The organism is Hymenobacter caeli (assembly GCF_013294115.1).
Taxonomy (GTDB): Bacteria; Bacteroidota; Bacteroidia; order Cytophagales; family Hymenobacteraceae; genus Hymenobacter; species Hymenobacter caeli.
This window is the reverse complement of record NZ_JABSNP010000004.1, coordinates 191,580-217,191: the sequence shown is the minus strand read 5'-3', so window position 1 is coordinate 217,191 and position 25,612 is coordinate 191,580. Positions and strand designations below refer to the sequence as shown.

The following is a 25,612-nucleotide window of genomic DNA, read 5'->3' as shown; positions in this document are numbered from 1 at the left end:
CGGGGCCCCGGGGTGGCCTGAACGCAACGGCCGCCCGGCGGCGAGAAGCCGGCCGCCCGGGCCGTTCTTTGCCGGGCTTTCACTCCGCTGCCCATGACTGCCACCGCCACCGACTACCCCGCCCTGTTTGCCGCCACCCAGCGCGCCAGCTACGCGCTGGCGGCCTGCGCGCCCGCCGCCACCGATGCCGTGCTGCGCGAGCTGGCCGCCGCCGTGCGCACCGAAACGCCGTTTTTGCTGGCCGAGAACGCCCGCGACCTGGCCCTGATGCCCGCCGCCGACCCGCGCCACGACCGCCTGCGCCTCAGCGCCGAGCGCCTGGCCGGCATCGCCGCCGACCTGGAGAACGTGGCCGCCCTGCCTTCGCCGCTGGGCCAGGCGCTCAGCGAGCAAACCCTGCCCAACGGCCTGCACCTGAGCAAGGTGCGGGTGCCGCTGGGCGTGGTGGGCATCATCTACGAGGCGCGGCCCAACGTGACCTTCGACAGCCTGGCGCTGTGCCTGAAAACCGGCAACGCCTGCCTGCTGAAGGGCGGCTCCGACGCGGCGCACTCCAACGCGGCGGCCCTGGCCGTGGCGGGGCCCGTGCTGGCCCGCCACGGCCTGCCGCCGGCCGCGGCCACGCTGCTGCCCCCCGACCGCGCCGCTACGGCCGCGCTGCTCGGGGCCGTGGGCTGGGTGGACGTGGTGATTCCGCGGGGCAGCCAGGGGCTGATTGACTACGTGCGCCAAAATGCCCGCGTGCCGGTCATCGAAACCGGGGCCGGCGTGGTGCACACCTACTTCGACGCGAGCGGCGACCTGGCCAAGGGCGCGGCCATCGTCGCCAACGCCAAAACCCGCCGCGTGAGCGTCTGCAACGCGCTCGACTGCCTGCTCATCCACGAAAGCCGCCTGGTTGATTTGCCGGCGCTGGCGGCCCCGCTGGCCGCGGCCGGGGTGGAAATTTTTGCCGACGCGCCGGCCCTCGCCGCGCTGGCCGGCCACTACCCCGCCGCGCTGCTGGCCGCGGCCGGCGAAGCGCACTTCGGCACCGAATTTTTGTCTTTACGCATGGCCATCCGCACCGTGCCCGACCTGGCGGGGGCCCTGGCCCACATTGCCCGCCACGGCTCGCGCCACAGCGAGGCCATCGTGTCGGAAACGCCGGCCCACCTCGATACTTTTTTGCAGCGCGTGGACGCGGCCGCGGTGTACGCCAACGCCTCCACGGCCTTCACCGACGGGGCCCAGTTCGGGCTGGGGGCCGAAATTGGCATCAGCACCCAGAAGCTGCACGCCCGGGGCCCCATGGGCCTGGAAGCGCTGACGAGCTACAAGTGGCTGGTGCGCGGCGACGGGCAGGTGCGGGCCTGACCCCCTTCTTCCGGCGGCGCGGCCGGCGCGGCTTTACGGCACCAGGGTGATGCTCACGACTTTACCGCCGCCCTCGACCAGGAACTTGCACTGCTCGAAGTTGGGGGCTGACAGGTGGGGGCGCACGTTGTTGGAAAACGCGTAGGGCTCGGTGGGGATGCCCAGGAAGTTGCGGTCCATCCGGCCGTTGTCGTTCGTGTCCTGCGACAGGGCCACGGCCCACTCGCCCCTGGCCAGCTCCACGGGCACCGAAATCTCGGTTTTGCCGTTGGGCTTCACCGCCAGCCGCAGCGCCGACTGGCCGGCCTTGAGGAACTTGTCGGGGGCGTTGTAGAAGTTGAGCTTCACCACCGATTCCGTGGACCGCAAGTTGGTTACCACCACCGTCACGGCCACGGTTTCGGCCCGGGGCGCGGGGGCCGGGCCGGCGGTGCCGGGCAGCCCGCCACCGCCGAGCAGCAGCGAAAAAAACAGCAAAGCCTTCATATCGCGGGAATCAGTGAACGGGCAATGGGGTTCGGCCGTAACGTGGGGGCGCCGCGAAAGAGTTCGCCGGACGGGGCCCGCGGTGCGCCCCGCTGCATCTTTACATTTATGGAAGGACTGACGAAGATTGACGATTTGGGCCAGCCGCGGGTGGTCATCATCGGGGGCGGGTTTGGGGGCCTGGCCCTGGCCCAGGCGCTGGCCGGCGTGCCGGTGCAGGTGGTGCTCATCGACAAGCACAACTACCACACGTTCCAGCCGCTGCTCTACCAGGTGGCCACGGCCGGGCTGGCCCCCGACAACATCGTGGCCCCGTTCCGCAAAACGCTGGGCCGCCAGAAAAACTTCTACTTCCGCCTGGCCGAGGTGCAGGCCATCGACGCCACGGCCCAGGTGGTGGAAACCAGCATCGGCCTGCTGCGCTACGACTACCTGGTGCTGGCCACCGGGGCCACCGCCAACTACTTCGGCGACGCCGAGATGCAGCGCCACGCCATCGCCATCAAGAGCGTGGGCGACGCCCTGGAGCTGCGCAACACCGTGCTGGCCAACTTCGAGCAGGCCCTGCAGCTCGGCGACGCCGAAAAGCTCAACAGCCTGCTCGACTTCGTGATTGTGGGCGGCGGCCCCACCGGCGTGGAAATGGCCGGGGCCCTGAGCGAGCTGCGGGCCCACGTGTTTCCGAAGGACTACCGCGAGCTGGACTTCCGGGAGATGGACATCCACGTGGTGCAGAGCGGGCCGGTGCTGCTCAAGGGCATGTCGGCCGAGGCCTCGGCGCAGGCCCTCCTGGACCTGCGGGCCCTGGGGGTGCAGGTGTGGCTCGACGCGCGGGTGAAGTCGTACGACGGCTACACGGCCACGCTCAACAACGGCCAGCAGCTCATTACGCGCACCCTCATTTGGGCGGCGGGCGTGACGGGGGCCCCCGTGGCGGGCCTCGGCCCGGCGTGCCTGGGGCCCGGCAACCGCTACCAGGTGGACGAGCACAACCGCGTGGCGGGCTACGACAACGTGTTCGCCATCGGCGACATCGCCCTGATGAAAACCGCCGCCTACCCCGACGGCCACCCCCAGGTGGCGCAGCCCGCCTTGCAGCAGGGCCGTTTGCTGGGCCAAAACCTCGCCCGCCTGCTGGGCGGCCAGCTGATGCAGCCCTTCGAGTACGCCGACAAGGGCAGCATGGCCACCATTGGCCGCAACCGCGCCGTGGCCGACCTCAAGCTGTTCGGCCGCGAGTACCACCTCGGCGGCTTCCTGGCCTGGATGGCCTGGAGCCTGGTGCACGTCATTGCCCTGGTGAACTACCGCAGCCGCATCGCCGTGGCTTTTACTTGGGCCTGGAACTACTGGAGCCAGGACAAGGGGTTGCGCTACATCCTCGGGCGGGTGAAGGCCGACCCCGTGGTGAACGCCGCTTCCACGGCTGGCAAGGCCATCGTGTAATAAAAAAAGTGAAGTGATGAAATTTTAACGAGAGATACCTACATTTAGTCGCGCGATTTACCTATTTCAACGGGCAATAGGAAAATTGGGCAGGAAACGCGGCTTTATTCACCTATCTTAAGTTGAAACCCATGACTACTACTTTTTTCTCGCCCGTCCAGCGCCACAACGTGCGGGTCACGGGCGCGGGCCCCGGGGCCCCGGCCATCGTTTTCCTGCACGGCCTGGGGGCCGACCAAAGCACGTGGCACTTGCTCGTGCCCGCCTTCGAGCCCCAGTACCAGGTGGTGTGCTTCGACCTGCTGGGCTTTGGGCAGTCGGACCCCACCGCCTACGACCCCGCCCGCCACGACTCGCTCCAGGGCTACGCCACCGACCTGCTGGCGGTGCTGCGCGAGCTGGCGCTGTACAACGTGGTGTTCGTGGGCCACTCGGTCAGCGCGATGATCGGGGTGCTGGCCGCCGTCCGCGAGCCGGAACGCTTCGACCGGCTGGTGCTGCTGGCCCCCTCGCCGCGCTTCATCGACGACGACTGCTACGTGGGCGGCTTCGCCCAGCACGACATCGACGAGCTGCTGGCGGCCATGGAAAACAACTACACCGGTTGGGCCGGGGCCCTGGCCCCGGTTCTGCTGGGCCCCGACCAACCCGAGCTGGTGATGAAGCTGACCAACAGCTTCTGCCGCTCGAACCCCGAGCTGGCGCAGCAGCTGGCCCGCGTCACCTTCCTCTGCGACCACCGCCTCGACCTGCCCTTTCTGGCCACGCCGGCCCTGATTCTGCAAAACGCCCGCGACGTCATCGTGCCGCTCGCCGTGGGCCGGTACCTGCACGAGCAGCTGGCCGACAGCCAGCTGCGCATTATCGACACCACCGGCCACTGCGCCCACCTCACCGCCCCCGCCGAAACCCTGGCGGCCATCGCCCACTTTTTGCCCGAGCGGGTAGCGGCTTAACTCTTCTGCTGGAAAACAAACTTATACGCCCTGCCGGGGCCGCTACGGCGCGGCCGGCAGGGCGTATTGCTGCCCGTCGAGGGCCACGTACCCGGCCAGGAGGAGGCCCCGGTGCCGCGCAGCCACGCGGCCGGGCCCCGGGGCCTGGCTGACCACGAGCCACACCACGCGGCCGTTCAGGCGGCGCTCGTCGAACAGCACCCGGTTGTTCACGGTGGCGTAGAACCGCTCCTGCACGCGGCCGTTGCGGTGGTAGCGGGTTTGCTGGCTCCAGAAAATGAGCACCGGGCGGGCGGCCCCCAGCGGCGCTTCCCCCGGGCGGGCCGCCGGCCGCCGGCCGCCCCGCGCCGTGAAGCCGCTTACCTGGGTGCGCCGCCGGGGGCGGCCCAGGGCGTTGGTGGCGAGCCGCGGGCTGGTTTGCTGCACCTGCTGCCGGAGCTGCTCGGCCTGCCGCAGCAGGGTGTCGCGGGCGGCCAGGGCCCGGGCGGGGTCGGCAATGACCTGGGCGCGGGCCAGGGCCCCGGTAAGCAACAGGAACGACAGGGTAGCCAGGCAACGGAACATGCGGCGCGCGAAAAAGTGGCAGTGGCCCAAAGCTAAGCTTGACGCGGCCTTGCTAGCCGGGCTGGCGGCTACATTGCGGGCATGAAAGACCTCCTGCCCGCCCCCGCTGCCTACCGCCTCGCCGGCCGCGTGTGGGTGCAGGGCCCCGACGACCGGTTCCTGGGCATCGGGCGGCTCGAATTGCTGGGCCACATCCGGGCCACGGGCTCCATCTCGCGGGCCGCGGCGGCCATGGGCATGTCCTACAAGCGGGCCTGGGACCTGGTGCACTCCATGAACACCCAGGCCCGGCAGCCGCTGGTGGCCACCCAAACCGGCGGCAAAAGCGGCGGCGGCGCGGCCCTCACGCCCGCGGGCGAGCAGGCCCTGGCGGCCTTCGAGGCCGTGCAGGCCCGGTTCGAGGCGTTTCTGGCCGAGGAAACCCGGCGGCTGGCCGAATAAAGAGTTTTCGGGGAGCATGCCGCCGCCGCGCCCCCGGCCCGGCAAACAATTGACCGGGCTCACCGTTATATTTGCCAAACTATAACCCTTAGAATTGTCCCTTTTAACCTTGCATGGCGCATAATTTACGTTACCTGTGTGGCACTACGGCCACGGTTTTTGCCTTTGGATTTTTGCTCGGCCCCGCGGCACTGGCCCAGTCGGGGCCCCGCCCGCGCCCCGCCGCCCGCGCCGACTCCGCCCGCTCGCAGGTGGGCCTGGGCGAGGTGGTGGTGGCCGCCTCGCGGGTGGAAGAGAGCATCTTGCAGTCGCCGGTGACGGTGGAGAAGCTCAACCCCCGGGCCCTGCGCCTCACGCCGGCCCCCTCGTTTTTCGACGCCATCGACTACCTCAAGGGCGTGCAGGTGATTACGCCCAGCCTGGGCTTCAAGGTCATCAACGCCCGGGGCTTCGCCAACACCACCAACGTGCGCTTCGCCCAGCTCGTGGACGGCGTGGACAACCAGGCCCCGCACATTGGGGGGGCCATCGGCAACGTGCTGGGGCCGAGCGATTTGGATATTCTGTCGGTGGAAATCGTGCCGGGCACGGCCTCGGCCCTGTACGGGCTGAACGCCATCAACGGGCTGGCCAACTTCGCCACCCGCAACCCCTTCCAGTACCAGGGGTTGAGCGTGCTGCAAAAAACGGGCGTCAACCACCTCGGCGACCCCAACGTGGGGGCCAAGGCGTATTCCGAAACCAGCGTGCGCTTCGCCAAGGCGCTGTCGGACCGGTGGGCCTTTAAAATCAACGGCACCTACCTGCGCGGCTACGACTGGGTGGCCAACGACCAGACCGACATCAACCCCAACGGCAACAGCACCACCGGCTTGTTCGGGCCCGACAACCCCGCCCCGGACCAGGTGAACCGCTACGGCAACGAGTCGTCGGACCGCAGCACGCTCACGCTCGGCGGCAAGCAATACGCGGTGGCCCGCACCGGCTACGACGAAAAAGACGTGACCAGCTACGACCTGCGCACGCTGAAGGGCGACGTGGCCGTGCACTACAAGGTGGGGCCCGAAGCGGAGCTGAGCTACACCTACCGGGTGGCCAGCTTCGACAACGTGTACCAGCGCTCGAACCGCTTCCGCCTGCAAGGCTACCTTTTGCAGCAGCACGCCCTGCAATTGACCGGGCCCGTGGTGCAGGCCCGCGCCTACCTCACCCAGGAAACCACCGGCCAGAGCTACAACCTGCGCTCGGCGGCCGAAAACATCGACCGCAGCTACAAGCCCGATGCCGCCTGGAACCAGGACTTCACCAACGCCTGGAACGCCGCCACGGCGGGCGGCCAGCCCGTGGCGCAGGCCCTGGCCACGGCCCGCGCCGCCGCCGACGCCGGCCGCTACCAGCCCGGCACCGCCGCCTTCGACCAGAAGCTGAAGGACCTGGCCAACATCAACAACTGGGACGTGGGCGCGGCCCTGCGCGTGCGGGCCAGCCTGGCCCACGCCGAGGCCCAGGTGAACCTGGCCGAAGCCCTGCGGCGCGGCGGCCACGCCCTGCCCGCGGGCCTCGACCTGCTGGCCGGGGCCGACCACCGCAGCTACCTCGTGGTGCCCGACGGCAACTACTTCATCAACCCCGAGAAGGAACACGCGCCCACCGACGAGCTGGTGTACAGCAAAACCGGCGGCTTCGTGCAGGCCGGGGCCCACTTGCTGGCCGACAAGCTGCGCCTCACGGCCACGCTGCGGGTGGATAAGAACGACTACTTCAGCGCCAAGCTCAACCCGCGCCTCACGGCCGTGTACTCGCCCACGCAGCGCCACAACTTCCGCCTCAGCTACCAGAGCGGCTACCGCTTCCCGAGCCTGTTCGAGGGCTTCAGCAACGTGAACAGCGGGCAGGTGAAGCGCATCGGGGGCCTGCGGGTGATGTCGGACGGCGTGTTTGAGAACAGCTACCTGCGCACGAGCATCGACGCCTTCAACGCGGCCGTGACGGCCAACGTCAACGCCAACACCTCCACCCAAACCGCGGCGCAGAAGAAGGCGGCGGCCATCCTGGCCAACCAGGGCACGCTCGTCAAAAATCCCTACACGTACATCAAGCCCGAGTACATCCGCTCGCTGGAGCTGGGCTACAAGGCGGCGCTGGGCCCCGGCGGCCGCCTCCAGGCCGACGTGGACTTCTACTACAACGCCTACCGCGACTTCATTGCCCAGGTGGAAGCCTACGTGCCCCAGACCAGCGCCGGCGCGGCCCTGACCACCGGCACCGACCTGAACGTCATCGCCACGGCCCTCAGCGCCCGCGCGGGCCAGGCCCGCTACCGCCTCTGGACCAACTCGCAGAGCCAGGTGTACAACTACGGCGGCTCGCTGGGCCTGCGCTACGAGGCGGCCGGCGGCTACCTGCTGGGGGCCAACGCCACCTTCGCCCGCCTCGACCGCACCGAGAACGGCGACGGCCTGGAAGACGGCTTCAACACCCCGCGCTGGGCCTACAACCTGAGCCTGGGCAACGAAAAAGCCGTGGGCAACTTCGGCTTCGGCCTCAACTACCGCTGGCAGCAGCACTACTACTCGCAAACCTTCCTGGTGAACGGCGACGTGCCCGCCTACAACACGCTCGACGCGCAAATCACTTACGCCGTGCCCGCCCCGGACCTGCGCTTCAAGCTGGGGGCCAGCAACCTCCTCAACAGCTACTACGTGACCTACCTCGGGGGCCCCAGCGTGGGCGGCCTCTACTATTTGGCCGTGACGTACAGCGTGAAGTAGCCTTCACCGCCGGGTTTGGCAAGTGTATTGGGCCGTGAGAATAATTAGCAAAAGAGGCCGTCATGCTGAGCGTAGCCGAAGCATCCCTACTGCGTAAGTAATTATTTACCGCCGCGGGAGAGATGCTTCGACAGGCTCAGCATGACGGCCTTTTTGCCTGTTTTTAATTCCGCAATAATTACCTCCCAGCCGCCCTAATCCGGGCAGATAATGGATGGGTGGATGTGCTCTTTGCTCCTGGCCAGCGTGGGGCGCTTGGCCTTGCCCTTGGCCCCGCCGCCGTGGAAGCTAATGGTCCAGATGCTGTCGAAATCGGCGTCGGGCCAGGCCAGCGGGGTGTTGATGCCCAGCTTCTTGGCAATTTCAAGGATGTTGTTGTGCTCCCAGACCAGCAGCACCGTGCCCCGCTGGCGCCGCAGCATCTTGGCGAGGCCCTTGGCATTGTCGACGGCGTAGTCGCTGTTGATGGTCAGGTTGTGGCGCACCGCGTAGGGCATCACGGTTTGCAACATGCGGATGGTGGTCGTGTCCTTGCCATCGGTGCCGATGAGCGGCACGTAGGTGAAGTCGGGCGGGGTGGGCATCAACTTATTGAGCACGGCGGGCAGGGCCAGGGCCCTATTCAGGCCGGCGCAGGACAGGTTGTCGCCCTCCGCGGGCTTTTCGCCGTGCCGAATGATTACCACCCGCAGCACAGGCGGCTTGGCCGGGGCGGGCTCCTTCAGCGCGAAGGGGCTGAGCAGGTACAATAAATACAAGCGGGATTTATCAACTTCGGTGGGGCAGGCATGCGGGCTGGAACGGGTGGGAATTGTTGGATAGGCAGGGTACAGCTTCAAGAGCAGTTTGTTGGGCAAGCGCACCTAATCTGCGCTTCGGGCGCGGCGCTGGCAGCACGGGTTTGGGCGATTGAGACGCGACACTTCGCGTCTCAATCGCTGCCCAGCAGTTGTTCCAACCCTGAAACGCGCAGTGCCGCGTCTCTACCGCCCAGGGTTACCCCTTTTTCGCTGCCTCCGGGGCCCGGCTGCCCAGCAGCAACAGGCCCACGGCCACCACCACCAGGGCCCCGCCGCCGAGCATGGGCCAGCTCAGCTGCTCGCCGCCGAAGGCCCAGCCCAGGCCCACGGCCACCACCGGGTTCACGAAGGCGTAGGTGCCGGCCAGGGCCGGCGCCACGGCTTGCAGCAGCCACACGTAGGCCGTGAAAGCCACCAGCGAACCGAACGTGACCAGGTATGCATACGCCCACCACGACTTGGCGCTGACCGCCGCCAGGTGCAACTGCTGGGCTTCGCCGCGGGCCAGGCCCAGCACCACCATCACCAAGCCCCCGCACAGCATTTGCATGCCGCCGGCCACGAAGGGCGAGGCCGCCGCGCGGTGCCGCTTGCCGTAGAGCGAGCCGATGGCCCACACCACGGCCGCCGTCAGCACGCACCCGATGCCGAGGGCCTCGTGGCCCGGCAGCGCCACGGCGTGGCTCCCGCCCGCGGCCCGCGCCAGCAAGTACACGCCCGCCAGGCCCAGCCCCAGGCCCAGGGCCGCCAGCGGCGTGGGCCGCCCCGATACCCCACTGGCCCAGCCCAGCAGCGCCAGCAGCATGGGCACCGTGGCCACCAGCAGCGCCGCCAGCCCCGACGGGATATACTGCTCGCCCAGTGTCACGCCGCCGTTGCCAAAGGTGAGCAGGCAAATACCGATCAGCAAGGCCCGCCCCCAGCTGCGCAACGGCGGCCGCGGGGCCCCGCGCAGCCGCATCACGCCGTAGAGCAGGCCCCCGGCCAGGGCGTAGCGGGTGCCGGCCATCAGCAGCGGCGGCAGGCTCTCGATGGCGAACCGAATGCCCAGGTAAGTGGAACCCCAGATGACGTAAACCAGGGCAAAAGCCGTGAATAGCGCCGCGCGCGACGGCTTGGAAGAAACAGGCATAGAAACGCGGCCACGGGCCGTACCGGTTGAAGCCGTAAAAAACGCCTATTTCCAGCAGAGGCGCGGCCTGGCGAGGGCGTTGCAGGCCGGGGGCACGCTTGGAAAGCGGATAAGAAATATATTTTGGGCCCTTTGTAACGCCGGGGGCCCCGGGTCGGTAATCAGCCCCGAACCCCGTACCTTACCTGCTGCCCACCCCCTTACTAACCAACCCTTTCCGCATGGCTACTTCTTCCCTCCTCCCTTACTTGCTGGGCACGGCCCTGGCCCTGGCCACCACCGGGGCCCGCGCCCAGCAGCGGCAGGCCCGCGCCGTGTCCGGCAGCTTCGAGAAAGTCGAGTCCAGCGGCGGCATCGACGTGTACCTCGCGCAGGGCCCCGCGGCGGCCGTGGCGGTGGAGGCCCTGCCCGAGGCCCTGCCCCACGTGGTGACGGAGGTGCGCGACGGCACGCTGCTGATTCATTGGGAGAAGGATTTCTCGTGGAAAAACATGACTTCGTGGAACAGCCTCGCCGGCCGGCAGCGCAGCGTGAAGGTGTACATCACCGCCCCGCGCCTGACGGGCCTCGCGCTGAGCGGCGGGGCCGACGCCCACGGCCAAACCCCGCTGCGGGCCGACGACTTCAGCATCCGGGCCAGCGGCGGCTCCGACGTGACGCTGCAATTGCAGGCCAAAACGGTGCACGCCGAATCGTCGGGCGGCTCCGACGTGACGCTGACCGGCCGGGTGGAGCGGCAGGAAATGCGCTTCAGCGGCGGCTCCGACTACCACGGCTTCGGCCTGCAAAGCACCACGGCCACCGTCAGCGCCAGCGGCGGCTCCGACGCCGACGTGTGGGTGGACGGCGAGCTGACGGCCAACGCCTCGGGCGGCTCCGACCTGCACTACAAAGGCACCGCCCGCCTCCTCAACCCCGGCCGCAACGACGACGACGACGTGAAGCACGTGCGGTGAAGAGTCGGGGCCCATGCGAAAAAACCTCACCCCCGTCCCCTCTCCTGCGGAGAGGGGTGCCGGTCGTCGGCGAATAATTGAACGAGCAAATTGAGCGCACCCCTCTCCGCAGGAGAGGGGCCGGGGGTGAGGTTCCCCGCCTTACAGCCGCACGTTGAGCGCCAGCGGCTGCACCACCCACCGCTGCAAATAGCTGCTGTAGGCCACGCGCAGGCCGGCCTCGATGGGCGTGCGCAGGTGAAACACGTTGAACAGGGCCAGCACGTCCGCGCCGCCGTTGCGGAAATCCTGGGTGGCGCGGGCGTTGGCCGTGCGGCTCACGGGCACCAGGCTGCTGCCCCGGGCCACGTCGGCGAACACGTCGGCCCGCAGGCGCTGCACGTACAGCACCCGGCCCACCGACCAGTGCACGAAGGCCAGCGGCAGGTGATAGTCGGCGCTGGCCGCGGCGAGGCGGTCGAAGCTGAGGTAGCTGGTTTCGGCCCGCGGGTACGAGATGGCGGCCGTGAAATTGTACTGGTTCTGCTGCTGGTACTGGTAGCCGGCGCGCAGGCGCAGGGCGTGGTGCGCGGCCAGGCCGGGCAGGTACACGGCCGCCTGGGCCCCCACCTGGGTGGCCTGCAGGTTGGTGCCGAAGGGCGTAGTGCGGTAGGTGGCCAGCAGCGTGGCCCCGCCGCGGGGGGCCACGTCGCGGGCGCTCTGCTTGAGCTGGCTCGCGTAGGACAGGGAGGTTTGCAGGGCGTGCAGCGGCGTGGTGGGGCCGGTTTCGCTGTACAGGCGCGTGGGCAGGTCGTAGCCATAAACCTGCTCGTGGAGGTAATAGGCCCCCAGCGTGAGGGCCTGCAAATACTTGGATTTAGTGAGCACTAATGGAATGCGGGCCCCGACCAGCAACCGGGCCACCTGCCACTGGTCGCGTCGCAGGCTGTCGAGGGGCAGAGTCCTGTCTACGTAACGCGAAGCGTTGCGCCCGCCGTAGCTGGCCTCCACGTCCAGCACCGGGAAGCGGCCCTGGTAGCTCACAGCCGCGGTGCCGGCGAAGGTGCGCTCCGTCTGGTCGTAGCTCAGGCCGGCAAAGGCCTGGGTAGTGCTCAAAAAATCCTGCGAGCGCAGGCCTACGGTCACGGCGTTGCCGGCCGGGCTCTGCACCACGCCGTAGCTGAACACCCGAAACGCATGGGCCACCGGCCGGTAGCGCCGCACCCCGTAGCGCGGCCCTGCCGAATCGGGGGCGGCCAGCAGCGCCGTGATGCGGGCCGCCCCCGGCTCGCCGGCGGCCAGGGCGGCGGCGTAGGGGCCCGGTGCGTCGGCCAGAGCGGGGGGCCCCAGGAGCGTCCAGGCGGCGGGGTCGAGGGGCATCTCCACGATGCGGGCCCCGGTAGCGCGATAGTCGTGAAAAGTCAGATGCTGGCCGTCGGGTGAAACCGCCGCGTGGTAGGCCCCAAAGGGCCGGTTCGTCACCCGAAATGTCTGGCCCGAAGCGGTGTTGACGGCGTAAATGTTATCCACCCCCGACTGCGGCGAGTTGTAGAGCACGTAGTCGCCCCAGGGCTGGGGGTTGGCCAGGTTCACGTTGGCCACGGGCAACAGGCGCTGGGCCGCGCCGGTGGCGGGGTCGAGGAGTTCCAGGGTTTTACCGGCCGCGCTCAGGGCCACGGCCACGATGCGGCGGCCGTCGGGCGTCCAGCGCGGCTGCTGGTAGAAGTCGTTGCGCGGATTGGGCAGCTCCCGGAGGATGGCCCCGGAGCGGGCGTCGAGCACCACCAGCGCATGGCGGTAGGCCGCGCTGGTGCGCACGGCCACCAACCGGGCCCCGTCGGGCGAGAGGGCCGCGGCGGCGTAGCGCCCGCCCCGGCCCACCGTCCGCAGCCGGCCAGTCGTCAAATCCAGGATTTTCAGCTCCGAAAACACCCGCTCTCCCCAGCGCGGCTGCTGCCGAAACTCGGGCCACACCGCCGCCCCGCCGCCCACCGACAGCATTTCCGGGATGTTCAGCAGGCCCGGCGTGAACACCTTTCGCTCGCGGCCGTGGCGGCCCAGCAGCACCAGCTGCGGCACGTTGTTCAGCCCGCTTTTCAGGGCCAGCACCGTGCTGTCGGTCACGTACTGCGGGTACTGGTACTGCGTAAAAATGTGGGTATCGGCCTGCCCGGCCAGCTCGCGCACCTCCGTGGGCGCGGGCCGGGCGGCCCGCTCGGTGCGCCAGGTCGAGTCGAGGTCGGCCATCGTGCGGGCGTACAAGTCCTCCACCCGCAGGCCGGTGGTGCGGCGGATGCTGTTCGAGAACGAGAACGGGTAGAACGGAAACCGGTAGTACTCGTCCAGCACCCGCGCCCACACGTCGGGCCCCCGGTGCGCCTTCAGGTACGAAGTCATAAAATAGCCCAGCACGTACCAGTCGGGCACGTTGTCGCGCAGCGAGCCGTTCACGGCCTTCTGGTAATTGTAGCGCTGGCCGCTCAGCAGGTTGGCCCGCAGGCCCACCCCGAAGCTGGGGATGCGCCCGCGCCCGCTGCGCGTGAGGGCCGTTTCGGAGCCCACGGCGTCGCCCTCGAAAAACCACTGCGGCACGCCCACCGCCGCCACGCCCAGGGCCCCGTCGCCGAGCAGCGGCACCAGGGCCCGCCCCACGCCCTCCCGCGCTTTATCAAACTGGTTCACGTGCCGGAACTCGTGCACCACCAGCCCGTCGAGCCAGTCCACGGTGCCCAGGCCCTGCCCCTGCTGCGGGGTGGTGAAAAACTCGGCGTGGCGCGGCAGAAACGTCACGAACCCGTTGCTCACGGTCGTCTGGTTTTGCAGCACCACCGCCAGGGGCCGGGCCTGCACGCCCAGCGTGGCCCCGTCGGGCCCGTGCACGGCCTCCAGCCGCCCGGCCGTGCGCTGCGCGGCCGAGTCGAGCCCGGCCGGGTACAGCACCCGGAAGTGCGGCGTGCGCACCTCGCGCCAGCGCAAATCGGGCGGGTTCTGGGCGATGACGGGCAGGCTCTGGGCCCCCGCGGCCCCGGCAAAAAACAAGCCCCCCAGGGCCCCCAGCAACAAACGACGCATGTTTTCCCGAAGCCGTAAAAGCCGTTGGCTGCGCGCCAGGGCCCCGGCCGGCAAGCTACTTACATTCGATGAGTTGCGGCTGAGGTTGGCGCGGGGCCGTGCAACCCTTGGCGGGGCTGGCGGCTCCTGTTTTTGGTTCTTTCCTTCCCCTTTTCTTCCGACTATGCGCCTACACTTACTCCTACCGTCTGCCCTCGTATTTGGCGCGCTACTAGGCTGCAAGCACGACGTCGACACGGCCCCCGCGTGCTACTCGGGTACGGTGCTGTACGGCAGCTGCATCGATGGCTTTTTGGTGCAAGTCGATGAGCAATACGCTATTGGTCAGACGTTGCCGGCCGCGTCGGCTCCCGGAGGCACCGACCTGCCCAACGTCATTGCGGCCGTCAACGCCCTTCCGGACTCGGTGGGTAAGCCCGGGCAGCGCTTTTATTTTACGTACCAAAACGACCCCAAGCGCCAAGCCCCTTACTACTGCTACGTCAACCGGCCGCCGCTGCCCGTTCCGCACTTGGTACTCAGCAACGTGGCCACCACGCCCTGCGCTCCGCTTGTGCCCTAGCCCGCACCTTGCCGCGCCGCCCGCAGCCACGCCCGCGCCTCGGGCACGCCGCCAAAAATGCGCATCTGGAAGCTGCCGGCGATACCGCTGGCCATGGCCTGGGCCGAGAGGGCGGCGAACGACTCGGGGCTGACGACGTGAGCAAAGTGGGTGAGGCCGGCGGCAATGGCCCGGGGCGTCCAGTCCTGGGCAATCCACTCCACGGCGTGGTCCCACGGCCCCAGCACCAGGGTGTTGTCGTTCAGCAGGTACGGGCAGCGGTGTTGGGCAATGATTTCCAGGCCGGCGTTGGCCGCCGTGATGATGCCCTCGCGGGTTTGGTAGCCCATCCAGTTGTTGTACACGAGGTTATCGGCCGGCTCGTATTCCGCCGTCATGATAACCTTGCCGAAGGCGTTTTTTACTTCTGTTTTCATGCGAACGGGGAGACGGCGTAAAGGTAGCGCCCTCAGCGACAGGTAGCATTTTTTCAAGCCCGCAAAAAAAGGGCGGCCCGCGGCGGGCCGCCCTTTTTTTGCGGGGCCCCGGGGCCCTACGCCGATGCCAGTTCCTTATCCGGTACGCTCATATCCTTGAGGGTGGCGGTGCCGCGCTCCTTGCGCATGACGCGCGAGTAGAGGCTGATTTCCTGGTCGAACAGGAACTGAAAAAACAGCTTGGTGTAGCTGGTGTGGGCCAGCAGCGGCTCGTAGAACTCGGGCGCTACCTGCTTGAGCTTGGGCAGGTTGTTCCACGGAATGCTGGGCATGTCGTGGTGCTCGTTGTGGAAGCCCACGTTCAGGTTCACGCCGTTCAGGCGGCCGTAGTAGGAGTAGGTTTCCTGTGTCTCGCTCAGGGTGAGGTAGTGCTCCTGAATCCAGCGGGCCCCGAGCGGGTGCAGGCCCACCGAAAACCAGAAGCTCAGGAACAGGTACAGCATCGCCGTCCAGCCGAAAAAGTACACGATGGCCACGTCGAACACGATTTGGGCCACGATGTTGGCCGCCACGTAGCGGTCGACGACGGCCACCTCGCGGCAGCGCATCGTGCGGATGACCTGGAACACGGGGAAGAAAAACAGCCAGACGGCCTTGCCGATGCTGTAGTTTTTAATCAGCTTGGCCTCGTACCAGTCGGGCAGGTCGGCGTCCAGCTCGTGCACGCCCTGGAACACGTGGTGCTTGATGTGGAAGTTCTTGAAGCTGACGGCCGTGGGAAAAACCGACGGGAAGTTGGCCAGGATGCCCGTGGCCACGTTCTTCCACAAGCCCTTGAACACCAGGTTGTGGGCCGCCTCGTGGATGACCACGAACAGCGTGTGCGAGAAAAACGCCCCCACCAGATAGGCCACCGGCAGGGTCCAGTACCAGGCCTGGTGGCGCAGCAAATACGCAATGAGTACCTGCGCCGCCACGCAGCCCGCCCCAATGAGGAAGGTGGCGGGGTTGCGGGTCATGAGCTGCTTGACCTCGGGGTGGGCCCGCACAATCTGGCGGGTGCGCACGCGGTGCGGCTCGGTGGCGGTGGCCACGGTGAAAGCGGTGGGGGCGGTAGCCATGCGGGTAGGGCGGGGCGAAAAGCACGGCCATCGGCGGCGCGCACTGTCCGGCCAAAGTTACGCCGAATAGGTTCCGCCGCGGGCAAACCCGGGCGGGACCTACGGCCGCGGGGCTACTTGCAGGGCCCCGCGGCCCAAGGCCGGCTGCCCGGCCGCCGACACGCCCTGTGCCACCAACTGGAAGCGCCCGGCCGCATCAGCGGTGTAGAAGGTCAGCTCGGCCTCGCCGGCGGCGTTGGTGCGCACGTCGGGGTTCCAGTACAGGGTGCGGCGGCGCGGGTCGGGGCGCTCGGCGGCGGCGGGCTGGGGCCGGTCGTAGCGGGGCTGGTAAAACTGCCGGGCGCAGGCGTAACCGGGCGCGTTCACGGCCACAATGCCCGGCGCCAGTTCGTCCGACGGCCGGTAGGTGGGCGACCCGCGGCGGGTGTACACGGCCACCACGCCCCCAGCCGCGCGCGACCCGTAAATCGCGGCCTCGGGGCCCTTGAGCACTTCAATGGTTTCGACGTCGCGGGCCGGGAAAAACGTCAGCGCATCTTGGTCCACGGGCACGCCATCGAGTACAAACAGCGGCCGACTATTGCCCGAAATGGACGAGGCTCCCCGGATTTGAACCATCACGTTGGGCTCGGCCCCGGTAATGTTCACGCCCGCAATCCGGCCCTGAAGCACCTGGAACACCGTCAGGTTGGACACGGCCATTTGCGCGGGGTCATCAAGGCGCAGCACGGTGGCGTTGAACGGGTTGTAGAGGCGGCGGCCGTCCGGCACCACCACTCTTTTAGCCCGCACGCTCACGTTGCCCAGCAGGATGGTTTTGGCCGTGTCGCGGCGAAAGCGGCGGTCGGCGGCCACCTGGGCCTGGGCCCCACGCAGGGCCCCGGCCTCGGCGGGCGAGGGCAGGCGGGGCAGCGGCGGCAGGGCCCCCGCGGACACGGGCGGACCGGCGTCGAGGCGCAGCACCACGTTGGCGCCGCCGCGGGCGGTGCGGGCCTGGAGCGTGAAGCGGGCCGTGTCGCCGCAGCCGCCCAGGCCGTTGAACAGGAACCGGCCCTGGTCGTCGGTGGTGGCGGGCAGCACCAGGCGGTGGGGCTGGCTGCGCAGCAGCACCAGCCGGCCGTTGGGCACGGGCTTGCCGCTGGGCGTCAGCACCTGCCCCCGCAGGCCCAGCGACTGCGCGGCGCTGAACGGGCGCGGCGGCAGCTGGCCGGCCAGCACGTCTTGCCAGGCGAAGCGCCGCCAGCCCTGGGTCAGCAGCAGGTCGTCGAGGGCCCCGGCGGTTTCGGCGGTGGGGTCGTCGAAGTAGTAGCCGGGGGCCTCCACGTAGCCCGCCAGGTCGGAGGTCAGCAGCAGGTTCGAGGCGATGGTTTCGGCGTCGGCGGCGGCCCCGGCGGCATCGGCCACGGCCACCGACAGGCGGGTGGCGCCCACCGGCTGGCCGGCGGCGCCGGTCACTTTCACCTGCACGCGCACCGCCTCGCGGGGGCCGTAGGCGGGGCGGTCGGGGGCCAGGGCCACGCGCAGCGGGGCGGCCTCGGGGGCGAAGGCCAGGCGCTCGGCCTGGGGCACCCCGGCCCCATCAAACACGGTAAAGTGCACGATGCCGGCCGCCAGCTTGGCCCGCGGGATGCGCACCATGAACTCGTCCTGGCCCACCACGCTGCCTTGGCCCAGGTAGCCGATGGCGCCCCGCACCTGGGCCAGCAGCAGCACCTGCCCGCTGGGGGCCCCGCGCTGGCGAATGCTCACGCGGAAGGCGTTGGGTTCGGGCGTCACGTGCAGGGCGTAGCCGCTGGCCTGGGCCGCGGGCAGCCGCACCACCAGGGGGCCCCCTTGGGACTGGGCCACCACGGCGCGGTAGCGCTGGCCGGGCTGCGGCACCAGCCGGAACGTGCCCATGCCCAGGTGCGTGCTCCGAAAAGTAGCCACGGGCCGGTCCTGGGCGTCGAGCACCTGGCCCGCCACGTCCAGGCCGCGGCCGGCGTAGTCCACGGCTTTGAAGGCCACCACGCCTTCGAGGCCCTCCACCAGGTTGCCGCCTTCGGGAAAAAACTGCACGTCGGGCGGGGCCCCCAGGCGGCGGGCCTCGGTGCGGGCGGCCGCGGCAGTGGTGTGCTCAGCGGCCTTGGCGTCGGGGCCGTCGGCGGCGGGGTCGGCGGCGGGCCACACGCGCAGGCGGCGGCTATAGAAGAAGTCGGGGCCGGCGTTGCGCATCCAGTCGGTGTAGGCGCGCAGCTGGTAGGTGCCGGGGGCCAGCGTGTCGGGCAGGGCCAGGGCCCCGGGGGCCCGGCCGCCGGCCAGGTGCAGGGCCTGGCGCAGCACCACCCGCCGCTGGGCCGACACCAGCTCGACGTGCAACACCTGGCTCAGCGAGTCGGGCCGGTGCTGCTGGCCGTCCACCAGGTAGGCCCCGAACCACACGGTTTCGCCCGCCGCGTAGGCGTCGTGGTCGAGGTGCAGGTAGGCTTTTTCGGGCCGGGCGTCGGCGTAAAATGTTTGCACGCCCTGCACCAGGCGGCGGATTACTTCGTCGGGGGCCCCGGCGGCGGGGCGCAGGGCCACGGTGCCCAGCCCCAGCAGGCCCAGGCCGGCGAGGGCATAAAATCGAAAGCGACGCGGCACCGGGTAGGGCGTTGGCATGGCACGGAAGGAAAAACAGGAAAGGTAGTGCTATATACGGAAGGAAAAATGGAAAAGGCAGTGCTATATACGGATGCTGCGTGGAAGACACGTGAGCCCACGGGTCTACCGCGAATTACCTGGTCCGGGGAGCCTATTCGGCGGGCTTTTTGTTGAGGAAATAACCGATTCGGGTGGCCCGTGTAAGGTTTGCCCGGCGCGGCCGACTACCGAGTCAGCACGCGCCGCCATCCGGCGGGCAACGCTCTTTCGTACTATAGCTTTCCCCCGCATTCCCATGAAAAACTTATTGCATACGGCTCTCGGCCTGGCCCTGCTGGCCGGGGCCACCGCCTGCGGCTCGCCGCAGGCCCAGGCGCAAGCCAGCACCGCCAAGCCGCCGCGCTCCACGGCCGGCTTTGCCCCGGCCAACCTGGCGGGGTTGTCCACGGCCACCTTTGCCGGGGGCTGCTTCTGGGCCCAGGAGGAGGCGTTTGAAGAGATAAAGGGCGTGAAGCAAGTGGTGAGCGGCTACACCGGCGGCACCGTGGCCCACCCCACCTACGAGCAGGTGGCCGGCCAGGAAACCGGCCACACCGAGGCCGTGGCCATCTACTACGACCCCAAAGTCATCAGCTACCAGCAGCTGGCCGATATCTTCTTCACGGCCTCGCACGACCCCACCCAGCTCAACCGCCAGGGCCCCGACACGGGCCCCGAGTACCGCTCGGCCGTGTTTTACCGCACCCCCGAGGAGAAAAAAGAAATCGAAGCCACCATCGCCAAGGTGAACGCCTCGAAGGAGTACGACGGCAAAATCGTGACCCAGGTGGTGCCCCTCCAGCAGTTCTGGCCCGCCGAAGACTACCACCAGGGCTACTACCGCCTGCACCCCGACAACCCCTACATCGCGGGCGTGTCGGCCCACAAGGTGGAGCACGTGCGCAAGCTATTCCCCAACCTGTTGAAGCCAGTGCTGTAGCGCTGCCCGGGCCCCGGCCAGCAAGTTACCTCAATGCCCCGGCCGTTTGGCCGGGGCATTTTTTTGGGGCCGGCCGGCCGCGCCGGCGGCTAACAGAAGCCCGGGTGGGCGGTTACCTTTGGCCCGGTGCCGTGCCGGTGCTGCCTCACTTTGTTTGCTGCCGCAATGCCTGCCCCCACTGCGCCCGCCCCTGTATTCGATTTCCGGCTCGTGTTTGCCGCCCTGCCCGCGCCCCACGCGCTGTTGGGCTCCGACGGGCGCGTGGAGGCCCTCAACGACGCGTTTCTGGCGCTGCTGCCGGGCCCGGTGGGCGCGGGCCTGCACCAGCAGCCGCTGGCGGCGCTGCTGGCGGCCTGCGAGGCGGCGGGGGCCTGGCTGGCCCCCGCGCCCGTGTGGGCCGAGGTGCTGGCCACGGCCCTGGCCACCGGCCAGGGCCAGACACTGCTGCCCGCCCTGCACCCCGCCGCGCCCGCCGGGGCCCGCTACTGGCGGGGCACTTTGCAGCCCCTGCCCGAGCACTACCCCGCGCCCCGCGGCCTGCTGCTGCGCCTGCTCGACGTGACCGACCAACTGCACCTGGAGGCCGACCCGCTGCGCGGCTACCTGCGGCTGCGGGGCCTCACCGAGCACCTGCCCCAGCAGGTGTGGACGGCCGACGCCGGCGGCCAGATGGAGTTTTTTAACGAGCGCACGGCCGAGTTCCTGGGGCCGGCCACGCGCGAGCGGGCCCGGCACGACTGGCGGCGCGCCATCCACCCCGACGACCAGGCCCCGGTGCTGGCCCGCTGGCAGCGGGCCGTGGCGCAGGGCACCTTTTTTGAGGCCGAGCTGCGGCTGCTGCGCCACGACGGGGCTTACCGCTGGGTGCTGGCCCAGGCCCAGCCCGCCCGCGACGCTCGGGGCCGGGTGCTGCGCTGGTACGGCACCAACACCGACATCCACGAGCTGCACACCCTCACCCACCAGCTGGTGCGGCGCGAGCGGGAGTTCCGCTTCCTGGCCGAAAGCCTGCCCCACCTGGTCTGGGCCGCCGACGCCGACGGCCGCCTCACCTTCGTGAACCAGCGCTGGGTGGAGTACACGGGCCTCACCCTGGCCGAGTCGCAGCGCACGGAGTGGGCCCTGCTGCTGCCCCCCGAGGAGCGGGCCGCCGCCGCCCGCGACCGGGCCGCGTACCTGGCCGCCGGCCAGGAATTCGAGCAGCGCACCCGCTTCCGCGAGGCCGGCACGGGCGCGTACCGCTGGTTTTTGCACCGCGCCCAGGCCCTCTACGACGAGCAGGGGCAGTTCCTGCGCTGGTACGGCACCAGCACCGACGTGGACGACTCGGCCCGCACCCAGGTGCTGCTCGAAGACCAGAACCAGCGCCTGGTGCGGGCCAACCAGGACTTCGACAACTTCGTGTACGCCGCCAGCCACGACCTCAAGCAGCCCATCAACAACATGGCGGGCATTTTTGAGGAGCTGACCCGCACCGCCTACTTCCGCGACCCCGACGCCGTGAAGCTCATCGAGTACTTCGAGCGGGCCCTGGGCCAGATTTACGGCACCATCGACGACCTCACGGCCGTGGTGCAGCTCCAGCGCCCCGAGCCGCCCGCCCCCGAGCCGCTGGCCCTGGAGCCGCTGGTGCGCGACACCATCCACAGCGTGCAAAACCAGGTGACGCGCCTGCAGGCCGCCATCACGCTCGACTTTGCCCAGTGCCCGGAGGTGCGCTACGTGCGGGCCCACCTGCAAAGCGTGCTCTTCAACCTGCTCAGCAACGCCCTTAAGTACGCCGCGCCCGGCCGGCCGCCCCGCATCGGGCTGCGGGCCGCCCCCGACCCCGCCACCGGCCGCCCCGTGCTCACGGTGCAGGACAACGGCCTGGGCATCGACCTCGACCGGTTCGGGGCGCAGCTCTTCCAGCAGTTTGCCCGCTTCCACGCCCACATCGACGGCACCGGCACCGGCCTCTACCTCGTCAACCGCATCGTGCAAAGCCACGGCGGCCGCCTCGAAGTGGCCAGCGTGGTGGACGCCGGCACCACGTTCACCATTTACCTGTGATGGGTGGTTTGGTGCTTGGGAAAAGAACGTCATGCTGAGCGAGGTGAAGCATCTCTCCCGCGGCAGTAAATCAATCGGTTGGATTACTTGCGCAGTAGAAATGCTTCACTTCGCTCAGCATGACGTTCTTTTCCCAAGCACCAAATACCAGAATATGAACTCCAAGCTGCCCGACGTGGGCACCAGCGTCTTCACCCGCATGACCCTGCTGGCCCAGGAAACCGGGGCCCTGAACCTGGCCCAGGGCTTCCCCGACTACGACCCGCCCCGGGCCCTGCGCGAGGCGCTGGCCCGCCACGCCCTGGCCCCCGGCGGCCACCAGTACGCGGCCATGCCGGGGCTGCCGCGGCTGCGGGCGGCCATTGCCGCGCAGGTGGGCCGCCTGCGCCCCGGGGCCCCCGCGCCCGACCCGGACGCGGAAATCACCGTCACGGCCGGGGCCACCGAGGCCCTGTACGCGGTACTGGCGGCCGTGGTGCGGCCCGGCGACGAGGTGCTGGTGCTGGAGCCGGCGTATGATTTGTACGGGCCCGCCATCCGGCTGCAAGGCGGCGTGCCGCGCTACGTGCGCCTGCCCGCCCCCGATTTTCGGCCCGACTGGGACGCGGTGCGGGCGGCCTTTTCGGCCCGCACCCGGCTGGTGCTGGTGAACTCGCCCCACAACCCCAGCGGGGCCGTGTTTTCGGCCGCCGACTGGGACGCGCTGGCCGCCCTCGTGGACGGCACCGACGCGCTGGTGCTCAGCGACGAAGTGTACGAGCACCTGGTGTTCGACGGGGCCCCGGCGCGGAGTGCGCGGCAGCACCCGGGCCTGCGCGGGCGCAGCTTCGTGCTCTCGTCGTTCGGCAAAACCTACCACGCCACCGGCTGGAAGGTGGGCTACTGCGTGGCCCCGCCCGCCCTCACGCGGGAGCTGCGGCGGGTGCACCAGTTCGTGACCTTCAGCGTGAGCACGCCCACCCAGCTGGCCCTGGCCGACACCCTGGAGGCCGACCCCGCCGACGCCCACGCCCGGGGCCTGGCCGGCTTCTACCAGGCCAAGCGCGACCTGTTCCGGGGCCTGCTGGCCGGCGCGGGCTGGGACCTGCTGCCCGTGCCGGCCGGCTACTTCCAGCTGGCGGGCTACGCGGCGCTGTCCGGGGCCCCCGACGGGGCATTCGCCGAGGAGCTGGCCCGGCGCTGGGGCGTGGCCGTGGTGCCGGTGTCGGCCTTTTACCACGACGGCCACGACCCAGGGCTGGTGCGCTTCTGCTTTGCCAAGGAGGCCCCCACGCTGGAAGCCGCCGCCGAGCGGCTGCGGGCCGGTACCCACAAGCTGTTCACGCCCAAAATTGGTCCGGCAGCGGCCGGCTAGTAGCGCGAACTTTGTAGTTCGCGCCGCTGAACGGTGAGTGTACAACAATCATCGCCGCGACGAAGCGAGCGTCGCGAACTACAAAGTTCGCGCTACTAGCCGGCGACTCATTCTACAAAACCGTTTACCATCAAATGGCCCCTGACCTCACCCTTACCCTTGTGCAAGCCGATTTGCATTGGCACGACGCGGCCGCCAACCGCGCCCAGTTCGATGCCCTGCTGGCAGCCCACGCCCAGCCCACCGACTTGATTGTGCTGCCCGAGATGTTCACCACCGGCTTCAGCATGGACGCGGCGGGCCAAGCCGAAACCATGGACGGCCCCACCGTGGCCTGGCTGCGCGCCACCGCCGCCCGCCACGACGCTGTGGTGACGGGCAGCGTCATCATCCGCGAGGGGGGCCACTACTACAACCGCCTGCTGTGGGCACGGCCCGACGGCACGCTGGCGCACTACGACAAGCGCCACCTGTTCACCTTCGCCGGCGAGCACCGCACCTACACGGCCGGCCGGGGGGGCCCGCCGGTGGAGGCGTGGCGCGGCTGGCGCATCTGCCCGCTCGTGTGCTACGATTTGCGCTTCCCGGTGTGGAGCCGCAACCCCGCCGCCGCGCCCTACGACCTGCTGCTGTACGTGGCCAACTGGCCCGCCGTGCGCCGGGGCCCCTGGCAGGTGCTGCTGCAAGCCCGCGCCCTCGAAAACCTGGCCTGCGTGGCCGGCGTGAACCGCGTGGGCACCGACGGCTCCGGCCACGCCTACGCCGGCGACTCGGCCCTGCTCGACGCCCGCGGCCAGTACCTGGCGGAAGCCGGCGACGCCGTGGGCTGCTTCACCCGCACGCTGAGTTGGGCCGATTTACAGGACTTTAGAGCCAAGTTTCCGGCCTTGCAGGACGGGGATGCGTTTGCGCTGACTTTGTAGTGGCGTTTGCGGCGAGTAGAGCATCTGCTTACAGCATAGCAGCCGCTCTACCACCCTACTCTAGGTTTTAATAAAAGTATTATTAGGTCAGGGGAAAGAGAAAATTATGCTAATTTAGAGGGCTTTATATTCATAAAAGTGTTAGCAAAAGATTCTACTAATTATTGTGACAATTAAAAGAAATTTGGTTTTTAATTCAAAGTGAATAACACCATAAAATATTTGTCCATTATATTAATATTTATATTTTTCCCTCTCTTCTAATCCACATTTGATCAACATTGGTCCCGGCGGAAACGCTCTCTGGTGTGAGATTTCGCATGGTCACCTACGACCGGGGTGGAGGAAATCTTGTTTTAGAAGAAGCATTTGATTATAAAAAATCACTTCAAATAAAAACGGCTCTTTTAGACTACAATAAGGATGCTGGTGAAGCTGTAGCCGAAGCTGTTGGATGCGCTGTGAGTATTGGATTTAATAAATTTGGCAAAGCAAAAAGGGTTAATGAAGTCATTAATGAATTAACAGGTATTTCAGTTGCTAATGGCACAGGTGCTTCAATATCAGGGACTGTGAAACAGATGAGAGATGAAGATTCAGGCTAAGAAGGAGTAATTATTTTTACGCCTTGAAATATTTTTGAGTCCCCAACATATGAAGTCCTTCAAACCGCTGAAAGCATTAATTTTTGTGGGATTTGTGGCCTTGGTAGTCGTTTGTTCTGAAATATGGACAAACAAAGTCAAGAGCCAGCTCGACAAAAATGGCGTTAACGTACATGCGAAAATTACAAGAGTAGTCTTTTCAAGAGGATATAATATTGATTTTGAATATAATTATAAGTTAACTCTTTATAAGAATGATAGCGGTACTAGAGAATTTAGTTGTCATGTAGGTGATTCTATTCTCATAAGAATATTACCAGAAGATCCTGACGGGAATGTTTATATAATAAAAAAACTGTATTCATATGACCAAAATTAATTCTAAAATATTGTTTTTTGCTTTTCTAGCCCTAATGGAATGGTCTAGATCATCCTGCACAAACAATCAAATATGTAGTTTTGCCTTGCTTTAGATAACTGTCAGTTTTTTATTTAGTATGGTGTTTTTTTAATTGTACTGTTTTTCTTTTCTATCGTTAACTATTAGCCTGCGCTTACACCCCCCTTTGATCCCAAGCATAAGTTCAGCAACTTGCTCTGCCGCTACTGCACCGCCAGGCGCTGCACCACGGCGCTGCCGTCGGCCGCTTCGGCCCGCACTAAATACACGCCGGGGGCCAGGCCACTCAGGTTCAGCAGGTGCTGGCGGGCCGGGGCGTCGGCGGGGCGCACGCGGCGGCCGGTGAGGTCGAGCATTTTTCCGGCGTACCGAGCGGGCGCAGGGCCTGCATTTCGAGCGACTGCGCCCGGATGCCCCAAAATATGCTGGCCGGCGACGGCCCCACGGAGCCGCTGGCAGTCAATCCAAGGCGGTACCAAGAGCCGTCTGCATGTTGCGCCGGCCGCAGAGAATGGTGCCGGGCTATTGGAAGTACCGGGCCGGGCCCAGCCCTTGGCCGGGCTGGTGGGATTGCCGGCGGGTGCGGCCACTGCGAGGGGCAGGACGGCCAGGGTACCGG

The 25,612-nt window shown here is 67.6% G+C and carries 22 protein-coding genes; 13 read left to right on the top strand and 9 right to left on the bottom strand.

Features of this window, described 5'->3' with window-relative positions:
• Positions 1-93 precede the first annotated feature (93 nt).
• Positions 94-1,356, top strand: a complete 1,263-nt coding sequence (locus HNP98_RS06215) for a glutamate-5-semialdehyde dehydrogenase (RefSeq protein WP_173809175.1) — start codon at positions 94-96, stop codon at positions 1,354-1,356.
• 33 nt (positions 1,357-1,389) lie between these two features.
• Here the strand turns inward: HNP98_RS06215 and HNP98_RS06210 are convergent, their stop codons facing one another.
• Positions 1,390-1,842, bottom strand: a complete 453-nt coding sequence (locus HNP98_RS06210) for a DUF2141 domain-containing protein (RefSeq protein WP_173809174.1) — start codon at positions 1,840-1,842, stop codon at positions 1,390-1,392.
• A 108-nt stretch (positions 1,843-1,950) separates the two neighbouring features.
• Here HNP98_RS06210 and HNP98_RS06205 point away from each other — a divergent pair, with 108 nt between their 5' ends.
• Entirely contained in the window at positions 1,951-3,288 is a 1,338-nt protein-coding gene (locus tag HNP98_RS06205) for an NAD(P)/FAD-dependent oxidoreductase (protein WP_173809173.1), read from the top strand.
• 131 nt (positions 3,289-3,419) lie between these two features.
• A complete protein-coding gene (locus tag HNP98_RS06200) occupies positions 3,420-4,244 on the top strand; it encodes an alpha/beta fold hydrolase (protein WP_173809172.1) in 825 nt (274 codons plus the stop codon).
• 42 nt (positions 4,245-4,286) lie between these two features.
• On the opposite strand, the gene HNP98_RS06195 is transcribed toward HNP98_RS06200, so the two are convergent.
• Positions 4,287-4,808: a hypothetical protein gene (locus tag HNP98_RS06195; protein ID WP_173809171.1), complete on the bottom strand. Its 522-nt coding sequence runs from the start codon at positions 4,806-4,808 to the stop codon at positions 4,287-4,289.
• 81 nt (positions 4,809-4,889) lie between these two features.
• Between HNP98_RS06195 and HNP98_RS06190 the strand changes: the two genes are divergently transcribed.
• Positions 4,890-5,249, top strand: a complete 360-nt coding sequence (locus HNP98_RS06190) for a winged helix-turn-helix domain-containing protein (protein WP_173809170.1) — start codon at positions 4,890-4,892, stop codon at positions 5,247-5,249.
• A gap of 113 nt (positions 5,250-5,362) precedes the next feature.
• Positions 5,363-8,020 carry a TonB-dependent receptor gene (locus HNP98_RS06185; RefSeq protein WP_217425665.1) on the top strand — a complete coding sequence of 886 codons (2,658 nt, stop codon included), beginning with the start codon at positions 5,363-5,365 and terminating at the stop codon, positions 8,018-8,020.
• Between the two features lie 194 nt (positions 8,021-8,214).
• Here HNP98_RS06185 and HNP98_RS06180 read toward each other — a convergent pair whose 3' ends face one another.
• Together HNP98_RS06180 and HNP98_RS06175 are read right to left on the bottom strand one after the other, a co-directional pair.
• Positions 8,215-8,769 carry a histidine phosphatase family protein gene (locus tag HNP98_RS06180; RefSeq protein WP_173809169.1) on the bottom strand — a complete coding sequence of 185 codons (555 nt, stop codon included), beginning with the start codon at positions 8,767-8,769 and terminating at the stop codon, positions 8,215-8,217.
• A gap of 247 nt (positions 8,770-9,016) precedes the next feature.
• Positions 9,017-9,952: an EamA family transporter gene (locus tag HNP98_RS06175; RefSeq protein ID WP_173809168.1), complete on the bottom strand. Its 936-nt coding sequence runs from the start codon at positions 9,950-9,952 to the stop codon at positions 9,017-9,019.
• A gap of 221 nt (positions 9,953-10,173) precedes the next feature.
• Between HNP98_RS06175 and HNP98_RS06170 the strand changes: the two genes are divergently transcribed.
• Positions 10,174-10,908 carry a head GIN domain-containing protein gene (locus HNP98_RS06170; RefSeq protein ID WP_173809167.1) on the top strand — a complete coding sequence of 245 codons (735 nt, stop codon included), beginning with the start codon at positions 10,174-10,176 and terminating at the stop codon, positions 10,906-10,908.
• 141 nt (positions 10,909-11,049) lie between these two features.
• Here the strand turns inward: HNP98_RS06170 and HNP98_RS06165 are convergent, their stop codons facing one another.
• Complete coding sequence (locus tag HNP98_RS06165; protein WP_173809166.1) at positions 11,050-13,959, bottom strand: TolB family protein; 2,910 nt, start codon at positions 13,957-13,959, stop codon at positions 11,050-11,052.
• Between the two features lie 163 nt (positions 13,960-14,122).
• Between HNP98_RS06165 and HNP98_RS06160 the strand changes: the two genes are divergently transcribed.
• A complete protein-coding gene (locus tag HNP98_RS06160; protein WP_173809165.1) occupies positions 14,123-14,521 on the top strand; it encodes a hypothetical protein in 399 nt (132 codons plus the stop codon).
• On the opposite strand, the gene HNP98_RS06155 is transcribed toward HNP98_RS06160, so the two are convergent.
• From HNP98_RS06155 to HNP98_RS06145, 3 genes are all read right to left on the bottom strand, one after another.
• The gene (locus HNP98_RS06155) at positions 14,518-14,937 is read right to left on the bottom strand and encodes a hypothetical protein (protein ID WP_173809164.1); all 420 of its coding nucleotides are present in this window, start codon (positions 14,935-14,937) and stop codon (positions 14,518-14,520) included. The genes HNP98_RS06160 and HNP98_RS06155 overlap by 4 nt on opposite strands.
• Before the next feature lie 116 nt (positions 14,938-15,053).
• Positions 15,054-16,058 carry a fatty acid desaturase gene (locus tag HNP98_RS06150; protein WP_173809163.1) on the bottom strand — a complete coding sequence of 335 codons (1,005 nt, stop codon included), beginning with the start codon at positions 16,056-16,058 and terminating at the stop codon, positions 15,054-15,056.
• 99 nt (positions 16,059-16,157) lie between these two features.
• Positions 16,158-18,698: a TonB-dependent receptor plug domain-containing protein gene (locus HNP98_RS06145; protein WP_173809162.1), complete on the bottom strand. Its 2,541-nt coding sequence runs from the start codon at positions 18,696-18,698 to the stop codon at positions 16,158-16,160.
• A 277-nt stretch (positions 18,699-18,975) separates the two neighbouring features.
• On the opposite strand from HNP98_RS06145, the gene msrA reads away from it, so the two are divergent.
• The 6 genes from msrA (at position 18,976) to HNP98_RS06115 (ending at position 24,972) form a co-directional block, all read left to right on the top strand.
• Positions 18,976-19,659, top strand: a complete 684-nt coding sequence (gene msrA / locus HNP98_RS06140; RefSeq protein ID WP_173809161.1) for a peptide-methionine (S)-S-oxide reductase MsrA — start codon at positions 18,976-18,978, stop codon at positions 19,657-19,659.
• 165 nt (positions 19,660-19,824) lie between these two features.
• Positions 19,825-21,711, top strand: a complete 1,887-nt coding sequence (locus tag HNP98_RS06135) for a PAS domain-containing sensor histidine kinase (RefSeq protein WP_173809160.1) — start codon at positions 19,825-19,827, stop codon at positions 21,709-21,711.
• Positions 21,712-21,865: 154 nt separating this feature from the next.
• Entirely contained in the window at positions 21,866-23,065 is a 1,200-nt protein-coding gene (locus tag HNP98_RS06130) for a methionine aminotransferase (RefSeq protein WP_173809159.1), read from the top strand.
• A gap of 134 nt (positions 23,066-23,199) precedes the next feature.
• Positions 23,200-23,988: an amidohydrolase gene (locus HNP98_RS06125; protein ID WP_173809158.1), complete on the top strand. Its 789-nt coding sequence runs from the start codon at positions 23,200-23,202 to the stop codon at positions 23,986-23,988.
• A 320-nt stretch (positions 23,989-24,308) separates the two neighbouring features.
• Positions 24,309-24,593 (top strand): hypothetical protein, encoded by a 285-nt coding sequence (locus HNP98_RS06120; protein ID WP_173809157.1) that lies wholly within the window; start codon positions 24,309-24,311, stop codon positions 24,591-24,593.
• A gap of 49 nt (positions 24,594-24,642) precedes the next feature.
• Positions 24,643-24,972: a hypothetical protein gene (locus HNP98_RS06115; RefSeq protein WP_173809156.1), complete on the top strand. Its 330-nt coding sequence runs from the start codon at positions 24,643-24,645 to the stop codon at positions 24,970-24,972.
• 224 nt (positions 24,973-25,196) lie between these two features.
• Here HNP98_RS06115 and HNP98_RS06110 read toward each other — a convergent pair whose 3' ends face one another.
• A complete protein-coding gene (locus HNP98_RS06110) occupies positions 25,197-25,349 on the bottom strand; it encodes a T9SS type A sorting domain-containing protein (RefSeq protein WP_173809155.1) in 153 nt (50 codons plus the stop codon).
• Between the last annotated feature and the right edge of the window lie 263 nt (positions 25,350-25,612).

What these genes read in the sequence shown, in the direction of transcription:
- HNP98_RS06215 (WP_173809175.1), top strand. Translation starts at nt 94, where the DNA reads ATGACTGCCACCGCCACCGACTACCCCGCCCTGTTTGCCGCCACCCAG.
- HNP98_RS06210 (WP_173809174.1), bottom strand. Translation starts at nt 1,842, where the DNA reads ATGAAGGCTTTGCTGTTTTTTTCGCTGCTGCTCGGCGGTGGCGGGCTG.
- HNP98_RS06205 (WP_173809173.1), top strand. Translation starts at nt 1,951, where the DNA reads ATGGAAGGACTGACGAAGATTGACGATTTGGGCCAGCCGCGGGTGGTC.
- HNP98_RS06200 (WP_173809172.1), top strand. Translation starts at nt 3,420, where the DNA reads ATGACTACTACTTTTTTCTCGCCCGTCCAGCGCCACAACGTGCGGGTC.
- HNP98_RS06195 (WP_173809171.1), bottom strand. Translation starts at nt 4,808, where the DNA reads ATGTTCCGTTGCCTGGCTACCCTGTCGTTCCTGTTGCTTACCGGGGCC.
- HNP98_RS06190 (WP_173809170.1), top strand. Translation starts at nt 4,890, where the DNA reads ATGAAAGACCTCCTGCCCGCCCCCGCTGCCTACCGCCTCGCCGGCCGC.
- HNP98_RS06185 (WP_217425665.1), top strand. Translation starts at nt 5,363, where the DNA reads ATGGCGCATAATTTACGTTACCTGTGTGGCACTACGGCCACGGTTTTT.
- HNP98_RS06175 (WP_173809168.1), bottom strand. Translation starts at nt 9,952, where the DNA reads ATGCCTGTTTCTTCCAAGCCGTCGCGCGCGGCGCTATTCACGGCTTTT.
- HNP98_RS06170 (WP_173809167.1), top strand. Translation starts at nt 10,174, where the DNA reads ATGGCTACTTCTTCCCTCCTCCCTTACTTGCTGGGCACGGCCCTGGCC.
- HNP98_RS06165 (WP_173809166.1), bottom strand. Translation starts at nt 13,959, where the DNA reads ATGCGTCGTTTGTTGCTGGGGGCCCTGGGGGGCTTGTTTTTTGCCGGG.
- HNP98_RS06160 (WP_173809165.1), top strand. Translation starts at nt 14,123, where the DNA reads ATGCGCCTACACTTACTCCTACCGTCTGCCCTCGTATTTGGCGCGCTA.
- HNP98_RS06155 (WP_173809164.1), bottom strand. Translation starts at nt 14,937, where the DNA reads ATGAAAACAGAAGTAAAAAACGCCTTCGGCAAGGTTATCATGACGGCG.
- HNP98_RS06150 (WP_173809163.1), bottom strand. Translation starts at nt 16,058, where the DNA reads ATGGCTACCGCCCCCACCGCTTTCACCGTGGCCACCGCCACCGAGCCG.
- HNP98_RS06145 (WP_173809162.1), bottom strand. Translation starts at nt 18,698, where the DNA reads ATGCCAACGCCCTACCCGGTGCCGCGTCGCTTTCGATTTTATGCCCTC.
- msrA (WP_173809161.1), top strand. Translation starts at nt 18,976, where the DNA reads ATGAAAAACTTATTGCATACGGCTCTCGGCCTGGCCCTGCTGGCCGGG.
- HNP98_RS06135 (WP_173809160.1), top strand. Translation starts at nt 19,825, where the DNA reads ATGCCTGCCCCCACTGCGCCCGCCCCTGTATTCGATTTCCGGCTCGTG.
- HNP98_RS06130 (WP_173809159.1), top strand. Translation starts at nt 21,866, where the DNA reads ATGAACTCCAAGCTGCCCGACGTGGGCACCAGCGTCTTCACCCGCATG.
- HNP98_RS06125 (WP_173809158.1), top strand. Translation starts at nt 23,200, where the DNA reads ATGGCCCCTGACCTCACCCTTACCCTTGTGCAAGCCGATTTGCATTGG.
- HNP98_RS06120 (WP_173809157.1), top strand. Translation starts at nt 24,309, where the DNA reads ATGGTCACCTACGACCGGGGTGGAGGAAATCTTGTTTTAGAAGAAGCA.
- HNP98_RS06115 (WP_173809156.1), top strand. Translation starts at nt 24,643, where the DNA reads ATGAAGTCCTTCAAACCGCTGAAAGCATTAATTTTTGTGGGATTTGTG.
- HNP98_RS06110 (WP_173809155.1), bottom strand. Translation starts at nt 25,349, where the DNA reads ATGCTCGACCTCACCGGCCGCCGCGTGCGCCCCGCCGACGCCCCGGCC.